At 34.6% G+C, this 16,342-nt stretch carries 14 protein-coding genes; 9 read left to right on the forward strand and 5 right to left on the reverse strand.

The window, feature by feature from the left end:
* Window positions 1-29: 29 nt before the first annotated feature.
* A complete protein-coding gene (locus EL194_RS02595) occupies window positions 30-1,793 on the reverse strand; it encodes a DUF2075 domain-containing protein (RefSeq protein WP_003774989.1) in 1,764 nt (587 codons plus the stop codon).
* Entirely contained in the window at window positions 1,771-2,109 is a 339-nt protein-coding gene (locus tag EL194_RS02600) for a nucleotide pyrophosphohydrolase (RefSeq protein WP_003774992.1), read from the reverse strand. Before EL194_RS02600 ends, EL194_RS02595 begins: the two co-directional genes overlap by 23 nt.
* Window positions 2,110-2,406: 297 nt before the next feature.
* Here EL194_RS02600 and EL194_RS02605 point away from each other — a divergent pair, with 297 nt between their 5' ends.
* Together EL194_RS02605 and EL194_RS02610 are read left to right on the forward strand one after the other, a co-directional pair.
* A complete protein-coding gene (locus EL194_RS02605; RefSeq protein ID WP_051009465.1) occupies window positions 2,407-4,065 on the forward strand; it encodes a restriction endonuclease in 1,659 nt (552 codons plus the stop codon).
* Window positions 4,066-4,225: 160 nt separating this feature from the next.
* Window positions 4,226-4,462 (forward strand): hypothetical protein, encoded by a 237-nt coding sequence (locus EL194_RS02610; protein ID WP_003774995.1) that lies wholly within the window; start codon window positions 4,226-4,228, stop codon window positions 4,460-4,462.
* A gap of 617 nt (window positions 4,463-5,079) precedes the next feature.
* Here EL194_RS02610 and groL read toward each other — a convergent pair.
* Together groL and EL194_RS02620 are read right to left on the reverse strand one after the other, a co-directional pair.
* Window positions 5,080-6,693 carry a chaperonin GroEL gene (groL, locus tag EL194_RS02615; RefSeq protein ID WP_003774997.1) on the reverse strand — a complete coding sequence of 538 codons (1,614 nt, stop codon included), beginning with the start codon at window positions 6,691-6,693 and terminating at the stop codon, window positions 5,080-5,082.
* A complete protein-coding gene (locus tag EL194_RS02620; protein ID WP_003775000.1) occupies window positions 6,693-6,983 on the reverse strand; it encodes a co-chaperone GroES in 291 nt (96 codons plus the stop codon). The genes groL and EL194_RS02620 overlap by 1 nt, the downstream gene beginning before the upstream one ends.
* A 209-nt stretch (window positions 6,984-7,192) precedes the next feature.
* On the opposite strand from EL194_RS02620, the gene EL194_RS02625 reads away from it, so the two are divergent.
* Genes EL194_RS02625 through EL194_RS02635 form a run of 3 tightly spaced genes read left to right on the forward strand, consistent with a single transcriptional unit; the run spans window position 7,193 to window position 9,829 of the window.
* Window positions 7,193-7,510, forward strand: coding sequence for a hypothetical protein (locus tag EL194_RS02625; protein ID WP_123244883.1), 318 nt, complete (start codon window positions 7,193-7,195; stop codon window positions 7,508-7,510).
* Between the two features lie 50 nt (window positions 7,511-7,560).
* A complete protein-coding gene (locus tag EL194_RS02630) occupies window positions 7,561-9,159 on the forward strand; it encodes a hypothetical protein (RefSeq protein ID WP_003775004.1) in 1,599 nt (532 codons plus the stop codon).
* The gene (locus EL194_RS02635; protein ID WP_003775009.1) at window positions 9,152-9,829 is read left to right on the forward strand and encodes an ABC transporter ATP-binding protein; all 678 of its coding nucleotides are present in this window, start codon (window positions 9,152-9,154) and stop codon (window positions 9,827-9,829) included. Before EL194_RS02630 ends, EL194_RS02635 begins: the two co-directional genes overlap by 8 nt.
* Before the next feature lie 28 nt (window positions 9,830-9,857).
* Here the strand turns inward: EL194_RS02635 and EL194_RS02640 are convergent, their stop codons facing one another.
* Window positions 9,858-10,307: a hypothetical protein gene (locus EL194_RS02640; RefSeq protein ID WP_034886731.1), complete on the reverse strand. Its 450-nt coding sequence runs from the start codon at window positions 10,305-10,307 to the stop codon at window positions 9,858-9,860.
* A gap of 130 nt (window positions 10,308-10,437) precedes the next feature.
* Between EL194_RS02640 and EL194_RS02645 the strand changes: the two genes are divergently transcribed.
* The 4 genes from EL194_RS02645 (at window position 10,438) to EL194_RS02660 (ending at window position 16,142) form a co-directional block, all read left to right on the forward strand.
* Window positions 10,438-10,992, forward strand: a complete 555-nt coding sequence (locus EL194_RS02645) for a DUF1697 domain-containing protein (RefSeq protein ID WP_003775013.1) — start codon at window positions 10,438-10,440, stop codon at window positions 10,990-10,992.
* Window positions 10,993-11,048: 56 nt separating this feature from the next.
* Window positions 11,049-11,621 (forward strand): alkylmercury lyase, encoded by a 573-nt coding sequence (locus EL194_RS02650; protein WP_013853211.1) that lies wholly within the window; start codon window positions 11,049-11,051, stop codon window positions 11,619-11,621.
* A gap of 138 nt (window positions 11,622-11,759) precedes the next feature.
* Complete coding sequence (locus EL194_RS02655) at window positions 11,760-12,479, forward strand: LytR/AlgR family response regulator transcription factor (protein ID WP_003775016.1); 720 nt, start codon at window positions 11,760-11,762, stop codon at window positions 12,477-12,479.
* A 360-nt stretch (window positions 12,480-12,839) separates the two neighbouring features.
* Window positions 12,840-16,142, forward strand: coding sequence for a hypothetical protein (locus EL194_RS02660; RefSeq protein ID WP_003775018.1), 3,303 nt, complete (start codon window positions 12,840-12,842; stop codon window positions 16,140-16,142).
* Window positions 16,143-16,342 lie beyond the last annotated feature (200 nt).

Consider the following 16,342-nt stretch of genomic DNA (forward strand, 5'->3'; position numbering starts at 1 on the left):
TATGTTTTGTAATGTTTACCAGGCTGTACTTAAATTTCTAAAGTTTTCTTCATGTATAATTTAAACTCTTCGTTCTTCCAAAATCCTAAACGAATACCATCAATTCCACGTGTCATCAAGACATAGTAGATATTTAACACAAATAATGTAAATTCTCTCTCATTTTCTGGGTTAAAATCATTTTTAGAAAATTTACCATTAACATTATGAAAATTATCGGGATTTCCGAATAGATGTCCGTTTGCATCAATTTGAAGATCATTACCAATTAAAACACCACATTTATTCAAGTCAATTCCTTGAACGGCGAAAACCGATCCGATTTGATCCTCTGCATCTTCGTCCTTGGAATTAATCCAGTTTTCTTGGGTTGAATTCCATCTTCGGTGAATTTCATTCTCATGCCAGTGTTTAATTGAAGAATCTTTTCCATGAGACTGTTTCCAAGGCTCAACCAAACCGGCTACAATTCGATTTATATGATTACTATTGAAATTTCGGTCCTCTTCAATCCAATTGATTAAGTTTTCCAAGGGGTTATTTTCGAAATAACCAAAATATGAATCGATGTCTTTATCCATAAAAACACCCTTATCGAAATGGGGATTGAAATTTGTCTGATCTAATAATCCTGTATCCTTATATAAAAGATATTTAATGCCATTAATATAATCATCAGATGTATATGATTTTCCTTTAGGAGTTTGTATACGAAATTGGGTTTTGAGGTACCTTTTTTCAAAATCGACGGTTGCATCCTCAAATTGATTACGAGTCATATTAGCTGGACGAATTGCCTGAAGCGCATCATACATTAAGATTAACTGATTTCCTTTTTTTTGAAGGCACTGCAGATGATTTTCATCGTTTTGAAATTTTCCTTTATAGACGCTATTAAAAGATGCCATCTGCTTTGAAAATTTTCTCGATAACTTATGGGATTCATCAATTATGATTGTGTCATATGTATCGCTCTTATTAATGAGCTGTGTCGATGTCGCGATTGTCAGATTGCGTTTATTGAAACCATAAACACTAAAGATTTCTCGTGCTGTCTTAATCCAATTTGGTTGAAGTACAACTGCTATTTTTTTATCACTGTTTTCTGTTAATAGTTTTGCAACAAGATGGGTAAGAAGAACTGTTTTACCGGTACCTGCATCACCATTAATTACATAACTTGTGGCTTCATTCAATTCTATTTCATTGATTAAATTCATCTGTTGCTCAGTTAATTCTTTGATGGGGCTATACTTAACTAAAACCTCACTTTTTAAAGTTTCAAGTGTCGGTGTTTTAACCCAACCTTTTCGGAATAAGTCTTCCCAGAATGGGATAATAACCTCCGATGCAACTTTCTCACGTGTGTTATATTCGTTTATACTATTTCCGCTTGTTTTGTTGATAATCTCATGATCATCAAAGTATATTTTTTGATTCTTAACGTTTGGGGAATCTGCCATGAAGTAGGTAATAAGTTGATTCTCAACATCATCTAAAGCAGAACCATGAAAATAGGAAGAAAACACTATAATTGCTTGATTGAATTGAGCATTATCAAATTTTTCTTCACTCCCGGAATAATGTTGGTTATTTCGTGTTAAAAAGTGTTTCGTTTGTCCAATATAGATTTGCTTAGTCTGTTTACTTTTATAGATATATACAACGTAACCATTTTCTAAAATATTTTTTTCTGGATTTCTTAGTGACTCAAAATTGAGAATGTCACCATTTTTGAGATCTAATTCTATATAGTTATATTTTGCCATTTTATTTTTCGTTGTCCAATTCATCGTACTTCTTTTTGTTACCAAAACTCTTTGATATTGGATACTTCTTCGCGTTTTTAGTAAGTTTTTCTGAAATAATCTCATCGATATCGAGATTCATATTGTCTGCCATCATATATGCATAAATTAACACGTCCGCGAGTTCTTCCTTAATTTCATTAACGAATTCTTTACCTTCGTCTGCTGTTTTCCATTGAAACAGTTCCAAAAGTTCACTTGCCTCTAACGAGATAGAAATAGCCAGGTCTTTTTCATTATGAAACTGTCGCCAATTTCGTTCATCTCTAAATTTATTAATTGCTACCATAGACTTATTCATAATACCCTCCCATAATTTGTTAAGTATACTAGATAAATTATAACAAATAATTCTGATTTAAATGCATTATTTGTAAATCATAAAGTACATTACTAAATGGAATTCGTACGATGAAGCTTTGAAACGAATCAAGACCTTGAAAAATGAGTCTATTCACTACTTTGAAAATGCTTAAATAAAAGCTTCGGTTTCTTGCTATTTATTGCATTGATTGATTAATGACCATTTATCCGAGCATAAAACAGAGAAATATGATAGTGTAGATTGTAGAAGTTTATAACTATGAGGGGAAAGCACATGACTAAATATTATTATAGACAAACAGTAACACATGAGGGGCTTAATAAACACAGAATCATTAAGGCACCAAACAGACGTGAGTTAAAAAATAGAGTTGCACTGTTAGAGAACCAATGGGACGAAGAGTGGAGACGAAAACAAGAGGTTGCCTCTCGGAGATTAATGAATGAACAAGTTCGAGAGGAACATGCATATAATCAAGAAGAAGCCATTGCACTAACGTATGAGGCAGAAGAAAAACAAAAAATGCTGGAATCAATACTGGAAAATGATTTTCTTTTTGGAGGATTTGATTGGGATACATTAAAAAATTTTGAGAATTTTGATGTTCAGAAACCTGTGAAACCACAAAAGCCAGAACCAGAACCAAAACCAGAACGAAGTGATTTTAAATATAATAAAAAACTCGGTTTCATAAAATTATTAAGTAAAGATAATCGTGAGCGAAATCAAAATGAAAATTTAGAACTCTTCAATGCTGATGTTGAAAAATGGTCGCAATTCGTAGAAAATGAGGAGCAACGATACCAGTCGAAAGTTGCTTTATATGAGGGCCTTGTTGAAAAATGGAAGCATGATAAGCTAAACTATGATAACGAAAGAGAATTAGAAAACAAAAACATAGACTTATTAAGAGAAAAATTTTCTGAGGGAAACCAGGAAAGTATTGAGGTATACTTCCAATCAATTATTGATGAGCTAATTTTCCCAGTCGAATATTCTCGTGATAGTTTCGTAGAATATAATGTGGAAGGAAATTATTTAATTGTAGATTTAAAACTCCCGACTATCGAAGATCTACCAACCATTAAAGAAGTTAAATATATTAAATCGCGTAAAGAATTTAAAGAAGTAGCTTTTTCAAAGACGTATATTGATAAACTATACGAAAAAGTGATTTATAGTTTAGTTCTTGTTGTTTTTAAAAAAATATTTATTTCCGATAACAGATATAATTATGTAGAGAGTGTCATTATTAATGGATTTATAGAGACGGTTGATCTATCAACTGGATTAAATCATTCGCCTTTCATCTTGTCTACAGAGGTAAAAAAATCTGATTTTGAAATCATTAATCTAGCAAACATTGATCCTAAGGAATGGTTCAGAAAAAACAAAGGGATATCTGCTACAAAATTAACTACGTTGACTCCAGTAGCTCCAATAGCGCGAATCAATAGAGAGGACGATCGATTTGTTGATGGCTATGAAATCATTAATACTATGGATGATGATACAAATTTAGCGAGTTTAGACTGGATGGATTTCGAAAATCTAATTCGTGAATTATTTGAGAAAGAGTTTAACAGTAATGGTGGCGAAGTCAAAATTACACAAGCAAGCAGGGATGGTGGCGTTGATGCTGTCGCATTTGATCCAGATCCTCTAAAAGGTGGAAAAATAATTATTCAAGCGAAGCGATATACTAATGTAGTGGGGGTTTCAGCCGTTCGAGATTTATATGGGACGCTCTTAAATGAGGGGGCCAATAAAGGCATCTTAGTCACGACTTCGAATTATGGTGCAGATTCATATGGATTTGCCAAAGATAAACCGATCACTTTAATTAATGGCTCAGAGTTATTATATATGTTGCAAAAGCACGGTCATAAAGTAAAAATTGATCTAGAAGAAGCAAGAAAACTGATGAAGTAATATAAAAAAGTTGATATCTTGATGTAGCCGTAAATCTAGCAATCACCTAAAAAATCAAAGTGGATATCTACGGTTAAGATTGAATTATTCGGTGATAGTGTTTATTGAAACTCTCTATATTGATGCTTATAATTGAGATACAAAAGCAGGGGGAGAATTCATGACTGAAAAAAAATCAATTTCATTTCTTTTAATATTTCTAGGTTTTGCTCTTGCAGGTTTAGGAGGAAGTACCTTAGGTAGCTTTATTATTACAGATGTTATTTTTTACAGAGTCTTAAATATACAAGGTAATTTAGGAACGGTAGATCTAGTTGCGAGAATTAGTTTGATAGTTGTTGGCTTCTTAATTTCAGGGATTGGCGTTTTATTATTCAGAAAATCAAACAAGAATTAGTGCCAATCTAACACATTTTAACAATTAGAGCTACTTCAGATGTAATTTATAGTAGGTCAATTTAGATTGATAAAAAAGAACTATCCCACGGAACTAGGTCAGTTCCCAATTCAGGAGATAGTTCTTTTTAGTCGTTAGACCTTCAAATTCTCGATAAAGCAATCAACCGTCTCACTCAGTAAATCATCAAAGATATAATACTTGTATTCAAAGTCCTCATCTAAATCATGAATCAGTAATTCAATTCTACCAATGTATTCAGGATCGACAACTCTCTATTAATACTCTATGAGGAGTATAACTTTATTAACTTCGCCAAATTTGATAAAAACAAGATCACTGTCCAAAGAAACAATATTATCCTTGAGATAAGGAATCTGCTAAATTTCATAATTTTGTTCTTTTACCGTTTTCCTCGGAAAAGGACGATTAAATCCTCGTTAGCTATTTCTTTTTTTTATTCTCAAACTTCATAGCATTTACCTCATTTTAAAATTTCTAACATAAGATACCCTCTAGTACTGACCACTGATGATAGATACCATTTCAAATTATTGATTTTATAGGAAGTCTATGGATGAAGAAAGGAAGCCTTTTATGGGCTTCCTTTTGATTTGTTAATACATTGGCGGCATTTCAGGAGTGATTTGTTTCTCTTCAACTGACGATGCAACTGCAGCTTCTGTTGTTAGGAAGAGGGATGCAATCGATGCAGCGTTGAGCAGTGCATTGCGTGTTACGCGTGTAGGATCAAGGATTCCTGATTCTTGTAGGTTTTCCCATTGTCCTGATTTTGCGTTAAATCCAATATTCACCTCTGATTCAAGTTGTTTTGTAACGATTTCGTCTCCATCAAATCCGGCATTTTCAGCTATTTGCCAGAGTGGTTTTAGGATTGATTCAAAGACGGTTTTAATACCTCTATTTTCGTCTTGATTTTCTGAACTTAGGTTATCTTTTAGATCCGTGTAGGCACGAGCAAGGGCATATCCACCACCAAGCACGACACCTTCTGCAACCGCAGCTTTGGTTGCGTTGAGTGCATCTTCAATGCGTAGTTTTTTCTCTTTCATTTCGGATTCAGTTGCTGCTCCAACTTTTATGACAGCAACACCATTTGTAAGTTTCGCAAGACGTTCTTCAAGTTTTTTCTTATCAAAGTCGCTGCTTACATTGTTTATTTGAGAACGAATTTCGCTTGCACGTTCTTCAATGGACTCTTTGGTTCCTGCTCCACCAATTAAGGTTGTTTCGTCCTTGCGGATGACTACTTTAGAAGCCGTTCCAAGCTGATCGATTTCAGTTTCTTTGATGTTCATTCCAAGTTCTTTACTGATGAATGTAGCGCCTGTTGCAATCGCAATGTCCTCAAGCATCATTTTTTGATTATCTCCAAATCCTGGTGCTTTTGTTGCTGCTACATTGAAGGTTCCACGGAGTTTATTGACTACAAGTGTTGAGACAACATCATTGTCAATATCTTCAGCAATAATAAAGAATGGTTTATTTTGTTGAACAATTTGTTCTAAGAGGGGAAGAATTTCTTGGATTGTTGAGATTTTATGATCTGTAACCAAGATATAAGGGTTCTCCATCTCAATTTCCATGGTCTCACGATCTGAAACCATATAAGGTGAAATATAACCTTTGTCATATTGAAGTCCTTCCACAACTTCTAATTCAGTCTCAAATGTATTGGATTCATCTACTGTAATGACACCATCATTTCCAACTTTCTTCATTGCTTCCGCAATAATTGTACCGATTTCTTCGCTACCAGCACTGATTGAGGCAACGTTTGCGATATCGCTGCTCGTCTCTATTTTACTGCTGTTTTCAAGCAGGTAGTCAGCAATTACCCGCGATGCTTTTTCAATACCAAGACGCATTAATACGGGATTTGCGCCACGATCAACATGCACTAATCCTTTATGAATCATTTCTTGTGCAAGTAATGTAGCGGTTGTTGTTCCATCTCCAGATACATCATTGGTCTTATTGGACACCTCATAAAGTAGCTTTGCCCCCATGTTTTCAAAAGGGTTTTTAAGTTCAATTTCTTTAGCGATGGTAACACCGTCATTAGTGATAAGCGGTGAACCAAAACTACGTTCTAAAACAACATTACGTCCCTTAGGACCAAGTGTTACACTTACCGCATTAGCAAGTGTATCCATTCCTTTTAAGAGTAAATCTCTTGAGTTTTGTCCATAACGTACATCTTTAGCCATTATTTATCATCCTCCACAATTGCAAGTACATCTTTCATGTCGATAATTAAATAATCTTTGTTTTGATAAGTTACATCTGTTGTTGCATATTTTTTATAGATGACACAATCCCCAACCTTTACATCAATGGGAAGTGTATTACCTTCTTTATCTTTCGTTCCATTACCTACAGCAACAACGCGTGCCATAGAAGGCTTCTCTTTGGATTCCGGCAATAAGATTCCGCTTGCAGTAGCGGACTCTGCAAGAATCTCTTCTAACAAAATGCGGTCATACAATGGTTTAATCATGATGCGTTTCCTCCTTTATTTCGACCTCTGGCACTCTCTTTGTATGAGTGCCAACACCTATATTCTAGGATTGACTTCAAATTTTGTCAATCCCTTTTTGTTTGAAAATGCTTATAAAATACAGAGTAATCAATGAAGACTACAATCTAGTCATTTTGTCTTGAATAATTGATCACAGAGAATAAAATCAAGGTGAAAGGGGGGATATTTTGCGACGAAGCATAAAGAAAACAGTACCGATAATGCTGTTATTTGGACTGATGATCCTAGGCGCACAGTTAACCGCACTTGCCAAAGTAGGTTGGGAAAATGTAGGTTGGTCAGGCGCAAATTTTTTATCGAAGGCATGTAACTCAAAAACTACCGTTTTTGATGAAGCTAAATATTCATATATGTCAGCGACAGCAAAAATAGGATCAAAGCAAACTAAAAAACAAGCTTATCGTCCAAGTCCATATACATCGGTTCATGCAGTTGCTTTTTCAGGATATAACGAAACCTGCTATACCTGGGGTAATGCATATTAATCGATGGAACTCCCTAATAAACTAGGGAGTTATTATAAGGGGTGTTAAATATGAATAAAAAAAAATTATTGACAATTTATCATGTGCTTTTATCACTGTATATGATTGTATGTACTTCGTTCTTTTTCAATCAATATTGTGATATAGCGAAAAATAATGTTTCCAACTTATCGAATCTCATTTATTTCATCAAGGATAATCTGTTCTTATTGGTTTTATTTTCGATTGTATTCGTTTCAATCGTCTTGAATCTCTTTTATGTATCAGAATATTGGATTTTTGTATCTAAAGAAATACTCGAAATTAAGCGTATTGTTGGTTTTACCTACTCAGAAATACTACGCTCTTTCACCTTAGATTATATGGTGCAACTCGTCGCAACGTTTCTCTTCTCATCACTACTGTCAGTTCCTTTTTTGAACTATTTTAAATTGCCGATTGGAATGCCAATTATCATAGCGGGAACAATCATGATTCTTGTGATGGGATTGATCATCAATATTTTATTTTGGAGATGTTTAAGGGCATATAGGAAAAATAAAAGTGTTGGTCTTAATATCACCAAGAAAGTGGGTTTAGTATTTCAATTTTCAACCTCTTTGATGTTGTTGTTTGTATCGCTCATTCTTTTTGAGGATTTAAACCGGCAAGTATCACCTTATAAAAACTATGCTCAATTAGATTCGGCTTGGTCCGTGTCTGCTAAGTATCCGGAATCTCTTCAAGAAACCATGAAAATAGAACAAAATCCCGAGCTCTATCGTGGTGATATCCTCAATAAACTCGCTACCACCTACGAAAAATACCACGATCATATGATTGTGTTCTATCTTGATTCCCATTCATCAAATATACTTGGAAATCTTATATTCCTAAATGAAACGGCCTTAAAACTTAATAACATAAATACAGAATCCGTGAAACGGTATCAGAATACCGATACGATACCAATCATTACAAGTGACTCCCAATACAGTGTGGGGGACCAAATTCATTCAGAAGGGTTAAATTATGTCATTGCGGAAGTTGTGGAAAAGCCATTTACATTCCTTGGTCCTAGCGACTATACAGAACTCTCATCAAAGGACTACCAAATTGCGTATTTCGATATCTCAAACATTAATCAACATCTCCAATTAACCAACAGTAATTTTATTGATGAACTCTTTTTTATGAATCTTTCAGAAGATGAGGTGGAACACATTAGGAATGATTTAAATGAACCGACATTTAAGTACCAAGTATCATCGATTAAAAGCATTCAAGAAGGATTCTATCATCAGAAAATGTTGATGTTGGCGAGTTATTTAGGCGTGGGAATGATTAATATGATTTTTAGCTTATTTGGCTTGATTTGCGCGGTGTTTGTAGATATTCATTATCGCTCTCTAGATTTTGCTTTATATCAAGTTGTGGGATACTCGAAACAATATCTTATCCGTTCATATCTAAAATCGATATTTTGCCTTATCTTTATATCGACGTTAATTGGAATTGAAACGATGCACATTACCCTCGATTTAACGTGGACTGTGCTTGGCATTGGTATTTCAATCTTAATCGTACTTGTTGCGCTATTAAGTCAATTTATCACAAAACGCATTAACGCAATTCAAATTTTAAATATTATTGGAGGAGAAAATGTCTGATACAATATATACCATTAAATCACTTTCAAAAACGTATGGAGATCATGACGCGAAGGTACATGCTTTAAACAATGTAAATGTCGAGATTAAACGCGGCGATTTTGTTGCCGTAACGGGATTATCCGGTTCAGGAAAAACGACATTTCTCAATACCCTTGCTGGTTTAATTGAAGATGCACAGGGAAGTGTCTTGTTTGAAGGGAAGAATATCCTTGATTGGAATGATGCTTTACGTGCTAACTATCGCAATAAATCCATTGGATACATTATGCAAAACTTTGGTTTAATTCCAACGATGACGGTGATTCAAAATGTATTACTGCCCGTAAAACGAATTCGAAAAGAACATCAAGAAAAAGCGCTTCAATTACTTGAAATGTTAAATATCAAAGATAAAAAGAATGCATATCCACACCAACTGTCAGGGGGACAAAAACAACGCGTCGCTATCGCAAGAGCACTGATTCAAAGTCCTAAGGTTATCCTTGCAGATGAACCTACAGGCGCATTGGATGTTGAGAATGCGCACATGATTATGCGTATCCTTAAAGATATTCATGAACAAGGCGTCACCATCATTCTTGTTACCCATGCTCAATCACTTGCAGTTACATGTCCAACCCAACTTATATTTCAAGATGGTTATCTCAAAGAAGTCCTTAAAACGTAAAAAGCCAAGTTTCCTTGGCTTTTTTCATTTAAAACATACCTTTAATGGTTCCTTCGGTTGCCGCTTTCACTGCGACACCTAAAAGTGTTTCAAGGTAACGCAACGGATTCTTGGATGCAATAAAAGCCTCACTCTCGGGTGTCGCGTAATAGTAAGCAATCTGATCATGATAGACAACGGAAATTAAATTGGCTTTAAGAAGTTGCTGGATGTAAACATCAAACTCTTGTTGACTAAGATGATAAAGCTGAGGTAGGACATGATATCGATCCATACAACCTCTTACAATACTTACGTAAATGGCAGAAGTGTTTTTAGCACGTGCTTTTGTATAAGGTGGTCGTGCTGCATCCGGAATTATCCATGTTTGTTTCGGCTTATCAAAATAGGCACCTGGAATAAGACCATCTTGAATCCAAGCCAGAATGGTTTCTTCGTGTTTAATCTTAAAATTTTTTTGAAATGTACGGATATTCATAACATCCCCCTTAATCGCTTTTCTTAAGCATAACATATCGTTAAACAAGACAAATAAAATTTTATTGAAATCGTCTCGGATTGTAGGGTAAATGGTTTACGCGTATAATCAAAGATGAAGCGAGGTTCTTATGAAAACATACATTGCATTATTACGAGGTATTAATGTTGGCGGGAAGCATAAAGTTCCGATGGCTGACTTGAAACAGATTTTTGAATCACTGGGTTATACTTCCGTTAAAACGTACATAAACAGTGGGAATGTTATTTTTAAAAGTGAAAATGAAGCGTTAAAATCAATGCAAGAAGCATTAGAAGGAACCCTCAAAGATTTTTTTCAATTTGAAATTCCGCTTGTCATTATAACGCTTGAGCACCTAGAACAAGTTTTAAATGAAGCGCCTGCTTGGTGGGATAAGACCAATAAAGCTAATTATCATACTGCAATTTTTGTAATACCACCTGCAAAACTCGATGATATTATTGAAGTCATGGGTGAAGCGCATGTGGAATTTGAATCGGTTCAATCGGGACTCGATGTTATTTATTGGTCCGCAGACCTTCAAAACTATTCGAAATCCCGTTGGTCCAAAACTGCGAGTACTTCAATCAATAATTGTGTAACTCTTCGAACGGCCAATACCGTTTACAAGCTTTTAGAACTCTCCCAAAAGTTGAAGGATTAGAAAGTTGTTGCAAACCATTCGCAATTAGAATAAAATAAGTGCGAAAGGAGTATGCTATGAATCAATACGAAATCTTAAAAAAACAATTGGATTTAAATCCTGATTTTAATGAGCGGTATCAAGCACTTTCATCCGCACTTCAAAAGGAGTACCAAGAATTTGTGGGCCGACTTTTGGAAGGGAACCTTGCTGATGAAGCATGGTTATCATGTTCGCAATCACTTTACGATTGTGACTTAATAAATGCCTCTTGTAAGGCATGCTATCCAATATCGGGTCAGAAAACCGCTTTTAAAGTTTCAATACCCGGTGTTGAAGAGGTCTACGCAATGTGTGCATTTGATGCCATGTGCTTTTTATCTCTGAAGGATTCAGAAATTATTTGTCTTGATGGCACCAGAATCACACGTGAAAACCTCCAAGACGTCCCACTGAAGGTTTGGGTTCCAAATGCGAAGTCCGGTTGCTGTGTTGCCTCTAAATCGTGCAGTTCAATCAAATTCATTGCTAAAGATGACGTTCCATGTAGTGGTGGCGTGAGTTATACATTACCGGAGGCATTTGTATTGTCTGTCCAACTTTTTGATTATGCACTGGATGTAATTAAAGCGAAGATCTCAGTTTCATGAGATCTTTTTTTTACCACTCGTACAAATGAACTACTCAATTGAATTGTTTCTACGTATTATTTAAAAAGTAGTGTATAAAATTTTTAGGGGTTTTATATGTTTATAGCGTATTAAGTAATATTCTAAGGGGGGAAACAGATGTATCATATTGCAGTTGTTCATGAGTGTGAAGATGTTAGGCACCGGTTTTTCCAAAGACTCTTACTGATAAAAAAACGCCATAGCATTAAGGAGTGTTTCTTATACACAAAATTTGAAGATCTTCAAAAAGATCCATTATGTTCAAGGATTGATATTCTAATCATCAGTGTAATGATACCCGATCAATTAGGAATCGAATGCATCCATGCGCTTGAACGCTTAAATCCAAAGCTTATCGTAATTTTTATATCGTCACTTGATGATGTAATGCATACGGCTTATGGAACCAATATTTATGGATCAATGTTTCAAGAAAATTTAGAATCAACTTTAGAGGAAACATTACGCGCTGCGATTTTAAAGATTAAAAATTGTGATCAAAGCATCATCTTTAAGACACGAGAGGGTGTGGTAAGACTGGTACAAAATCAAATTAAAGCAATCATCTATGAGAAGCGTCACCCCGTTATTTATACCGATGCAGGAACTTATACTGTTATGAATCAATCTCTTAAGTCGATTGAAGCGTCATTAGATGAGCTGATATTTGTACGGGCGAACCATGGAACCATTATCAATTTGAGATATCTAGTACAGTTAAGCAGCAAAGAACTTAAAATTATAAATTTTGAAGAATCGATTGTAATAGCACGTGGACGCTACTCAAAAATTGTATCGAAGTTAAAAGAGTCCCAAGGATATTTAAAAAAAATTTAAGATAAACATTGAGAATTATTAAAAACAAAAACTTGAAGTGGTGGATATAAAAAGATTCGACATGTGTTTATAAGAACGGTTTTTAAAAAAATCGTTCCATTTCATTGATTAGATTAAGGTATTAACTCCAGGTTTTATCAATTAATCAAATGGCGTTGTAAACATTACTGCGATAGAGAAGAATTTGCAAGAAATTCTTTGATTTGAGAAATAAATGCTTCTATGCTATGTTATTTATATATAGACTTATTATTGTGTTGAGTTCTGCGGGAAAAGTTAATTTCTTTTATTATCATCATATACAATTGGAATCCATTATTATCATAATGATGTACTGAATTCTTTTAGAAAGAGGATATTATGAAAAAAAGATATCGTTTTTTACCGCTTTTTTTAGTGGGGTTAATGATTAGCTCGACGATAATTCCTGCCTCAAGCATAGAAAACAATGAGGCTACACCAGTACTTGAACAATCTCAGTCGAGTGAGGTAAAGAAGACACTTGATGAAAATGAAGAAAAAAATTCTGAACCAAAGCAAGTTGTGGTTGATGAATCTTCAGAGGAAAGCACAGAATTACAACAAATTGACGAGACACAAGAATTGGATACTGATGTATCCGAAAAACAAGAAAACACAAGTATAGATGATGAAATACGGACCGAAAAAAAAGAACAATCAAGTTTTAGTCTTCTTTTTCAGCCGGTTCTAAAAGCAGTTGATGTAGGGCAAACCGTAAAGTATAAGTTAGATGTAAGTTATCTTGCTACATCTGGAATATATGATTCTCATACTTTGGTTGTAAGTTTGCCGGAATCCATTGATGATACTAACATCGTTTTTAATCAATCTTTGGAGGAGATAGGAATTCATGATCGAACACCATCCTACATAAAAGAAAAAAATCAATTGGTATACAGCCTAGATGGACTTGATAAGTCTTTTAATCAAAGTATTATTATTGAAGTAAAAACAATTAATGGTATACCATTTGATCAAAAGAAACTTAATGCGTCGATTGAACTATTTAAAGATGAGGAATCGGTCTTTAGAAAAGAAGCTGATGAGGTTATCCTTTTGGCAACAAAGAATATTTCAGTAACGAATAAAGTAAAAAAAATTACGACACCCGAAGGCGAAACATCTCAAGAAGGATTACGCATTTTGGATAAACCGACTTATGGACTTGGATTTTCGATAAATAAATATGAATTTGGGAGTATACGTCTCAAATCTAATTCGGATATCGTTCTTAAATATATGATTCCGGAAGGTGCACGTTATATTTCCAATAATTCGGGACTTGAGCCGGACCTTACAAGTGATGGTAAAATGCAAACATTAACTTGGACTTGGAATGTTATAAACCTTGATGAAAGCGACACTTATTATGCAGAAAAAGAATTTGAGGTCGTCTTTGAAATTACAGATACGAAATTATCTGCGTTTTCCAAGTTTGATACGACTGCAACCATTACTGCAAATTATGATGATAATAAATCATTAACTCAAAATGCAGTAGCATCAAACTATTTATTACCAGATAAAAATAGTGAAAAAGACATAGAATCAAGCGGAACACTTCATAATCTTGGTTTCTTTGGTCCTTTAGATGAAGAAGGAGGCATTCAAAGTCCTGGTAAATTTGATAACGAACCACCAGAGGTTTTTGGTCAAGGGATCTTACGGTGGAATATCTTTGGAACACCAAACTCTAATACTAGTCCAATAAAACGGATGCATTCCTATGACCTGTTTTTTCATCCTGATGAAAAATTAAATGTTGATAAAGTACATGTTGGTGACGTTACCTATCGTCCGAATTCAAAATTTAAACATGAAAGTTTGGGAGAAACAGTGTATGTGTCGTTGAGTATACTTTATGAAGGCTCAGAATCTTGGCAGCCCTTTAAATCTGGACTTCAACCAGGGAATACTTATGATCTCAATGAGTTGGGTATTGATAATCAACGCTCAATTCAAAGTGTTTGGATTCATTTTTATAAGTATGATGACGACGCATTCACGGATACGATTGGCAAAAATAACGATCGACCTGGCACTTGGAGTGCTTTGCCACCTGGCATTACAATCGCTTCCCTAAATTTCGACACATCCGTAAAACCTGGATCGAAAGGTAAAATTAAAAGTAATATGGGATTCGCATCAACAGGTTATAACATGAACAATACAGCGATAAACCCAAATGCTGACTATGTTTCGATGTATTATAATATTCCAGAACCAATTCTGGATACTTTAAAGATGGATCCACTTATGAAGCCAGCTGTTGTCAATGAAATTTATCGTTATGCAATGTGTAAAAGCGCTGATCTCATTGAACCTGCAGAAGGTATAAATCGTGTTATTCAAGCAGATGTTCAATTTGAAGGTGCTCATGAATCGTTGATAACAGAAGGAAAACACGATATTGTGGTGACATTAAAAAATGATGCCTCGAGCCTTGCAGCGCTAAAAGGTCCGTTTAAGGGATATCTTTTATTACCAGAAGGGGTTGAGGTCACGGATACATCGACGACTCATAATTCTTATAAAATTGTTGAAGAAAATTATCAAGGGAGTGGTCGAAAATTACTGGAAATTACATTTGCTCATCAATCACTCATTGTCAAAGATCAAGCTATTCAAACACGAATTCCTGTTAATGTAACACATGGAGTTCCACAGATTATGTCTTTGGATTTTTACGGTTATTTGGTTGATGATTTTGAACTTTCATCAGTGAGCGAAATAGATGATCACTTTATATGGAAAGTTGAAGACGTTTGGGATTTTAATGGAAACGGTGATACAAAAGAGATGATTTTTCATACACGACGATTCTATGCTAACCATACGAATGCATTGTATTACGGAACTGCATTATTAAAAGGTCAAGGCTCTGATGAGTTTGTGAAAACATTAAAACATACAGATAATAAAGATATAACATATCGTGTTCAAGTGAATAACTTAAAAGAAAAAGCGATTACACATCTTAAAATAATAGGAACACTGCCGCATGTTGGAGACCGGTTCTATTTAACCGACGCAGATTTAGGTTCAACAATCGATTATAAATTGACCGGGCCAATTCAGTTTGATCCATCTCTTGCATCTAAATTAATAGTTTCTTATACTGAAGATGATATACAATTGGTAGACCAAAATCTTGCTTTAGGAACAGTACAATGGATTGGGGAGCGGGAAGTTAAAGACTGGGGTAGAATTAAAAGCTTTCTTATCACGAAACGACCTGAAGTAAGTAGTATTTACGAAAAAGAGTTTAATATTGATTTAACACTAAATACTTTAAAGCTTACAGACGATCAAGAAGACATTGCTTTCCTAAAATTTGTTTTGGAAATTAATGAATTTCCGCCTATTGAAACAATGCCGGCTAAGATTATTCGGATAGCGGAAGAAAAAAAACCAGAGGAAACGAAACCAGAGGAAACGAAACCAGAGGAAACGAAACCAGAGGAAACGAAACCGGAACAAAACGTACCAGAAACAGAAACACAATTAACCCCTGATTCAAGTGATCTGAAAAAAGAAAGAGATCAAGTTTTACCTAAAACAGGTGTTGGATTCAAAACAATCGAATTAGCGGGAATTCTTATTTCTTGTGGTGTCATAATGAGTCATCGTCGCAAGGAATAGAAATTGTATGGAGTACACAAGTAGCTTATTGGGACTACATCAAGATAATTATTTAAAGTAACAAGAGATTACCCCTACGAGTTCACAGCTCTTCTTAAGTTAATTATAAATCAATAAATGTATACAAATCTGTTTTAGTTATAAAAACAAAAAAAAGAGAGGAAGCGTAAATTCTCTCTTTTTTGTTTAAAAAAGCACAC

The sequence above is a fragment of the Erysipelothrix rhusiopathiae genome, assembly GCF_900637845.1.
Lineage (GTDB): Bacteria > Bacillota_I > Bacilli_A > Erysipelotrichales > Erysipelotrichaceae > Erysipelothrix > Erysipelothrix rhusiopathiae.

Coding starts and splice junctions, on each gene's coding strand:
- EL194_RS02655 (WP_003775016.1), top strand. CDS start 11,760: ATGTATCATATTGCAGTTGTTCATGAGTGTGAAGATGTTAGGCACCGG.
- EL194_RS02650 (WP_013853211.1), top strand. CDS start 11,049: ATGAATCAATACGAAATCTTAAAAAAACAATTGGATTTAAATCCTGAT.
- EL194_RS02660 (WP_003775018.1), top strand. CDS start 12,840: ATGAAAAAAAGATATCGTTTTTTACCGCTTTTTTTAGTGGGGTTAATG.
- EL194_RS02595 (WP_003774989.1), bottom strand. CDS start 1,793: ATGAATTGGACAACGAAAAATAAAATGGCAAAATATAACTATATAGAA.
- EL194_RS02645 (WP_003775013.1), top strand. CDS start 10,438: ATGAAAACATACATTGCATTATTACGAGGTATTAATGTTGGCGGGAAG.
- EL194_RS02600 (WP_003774992.1), bottom strand. CDS start 2,109: ATGAATAAGTCTATGGTAGCAATTAATAAATTTAGAGATGAACGAAAT.
- EL194_RS02635 (WP_003775009.1), top strand. CDS start 9,152: ATGTCTGATACAATATATACCATTAAATCACTTTCAAAAACGTATGGA.
- EL194_RS02610 (WP_003774995.1), top strand. CDS start 4,226: ATGACTGAAAAAAAATCAATTTCATTTCTTTTAATATTTCTAGGTTTT.
- EL194_RS02605 (WP_051009465.1), top strand. CDS start 2,407: ATGACTAAATATTATTATAGACAAACAGTAACACATGAGGGGCTTAAT.
- EL194_RS02640 (WP_034886731.1), bottom strand. CDS start 10,307: ATGAATATCCGTACATTTCAAAAAAATTTTAAGATTAAACACGAAGAA.
- EL194_RS02630 (WP_003775004.1), top strand. CDS start 7,561: ATGAATAAAAAAAAATTATTGACAATTTATCATGTGCTTTTATCACTG.
- EL194_RS02620 (WP_003775000.1), bottom strand. CDS start 6,983: ATGATTAAACCATTGTATGACCGCATTTTGTTAGAAGAGATTCTTGCA.
- groL (WP_003774997.1), bottom strand. CDS start 6,693: ATGGCTAAAGATGTACGTTATGGACAAAACTCAAGAGATTTACTCTTA.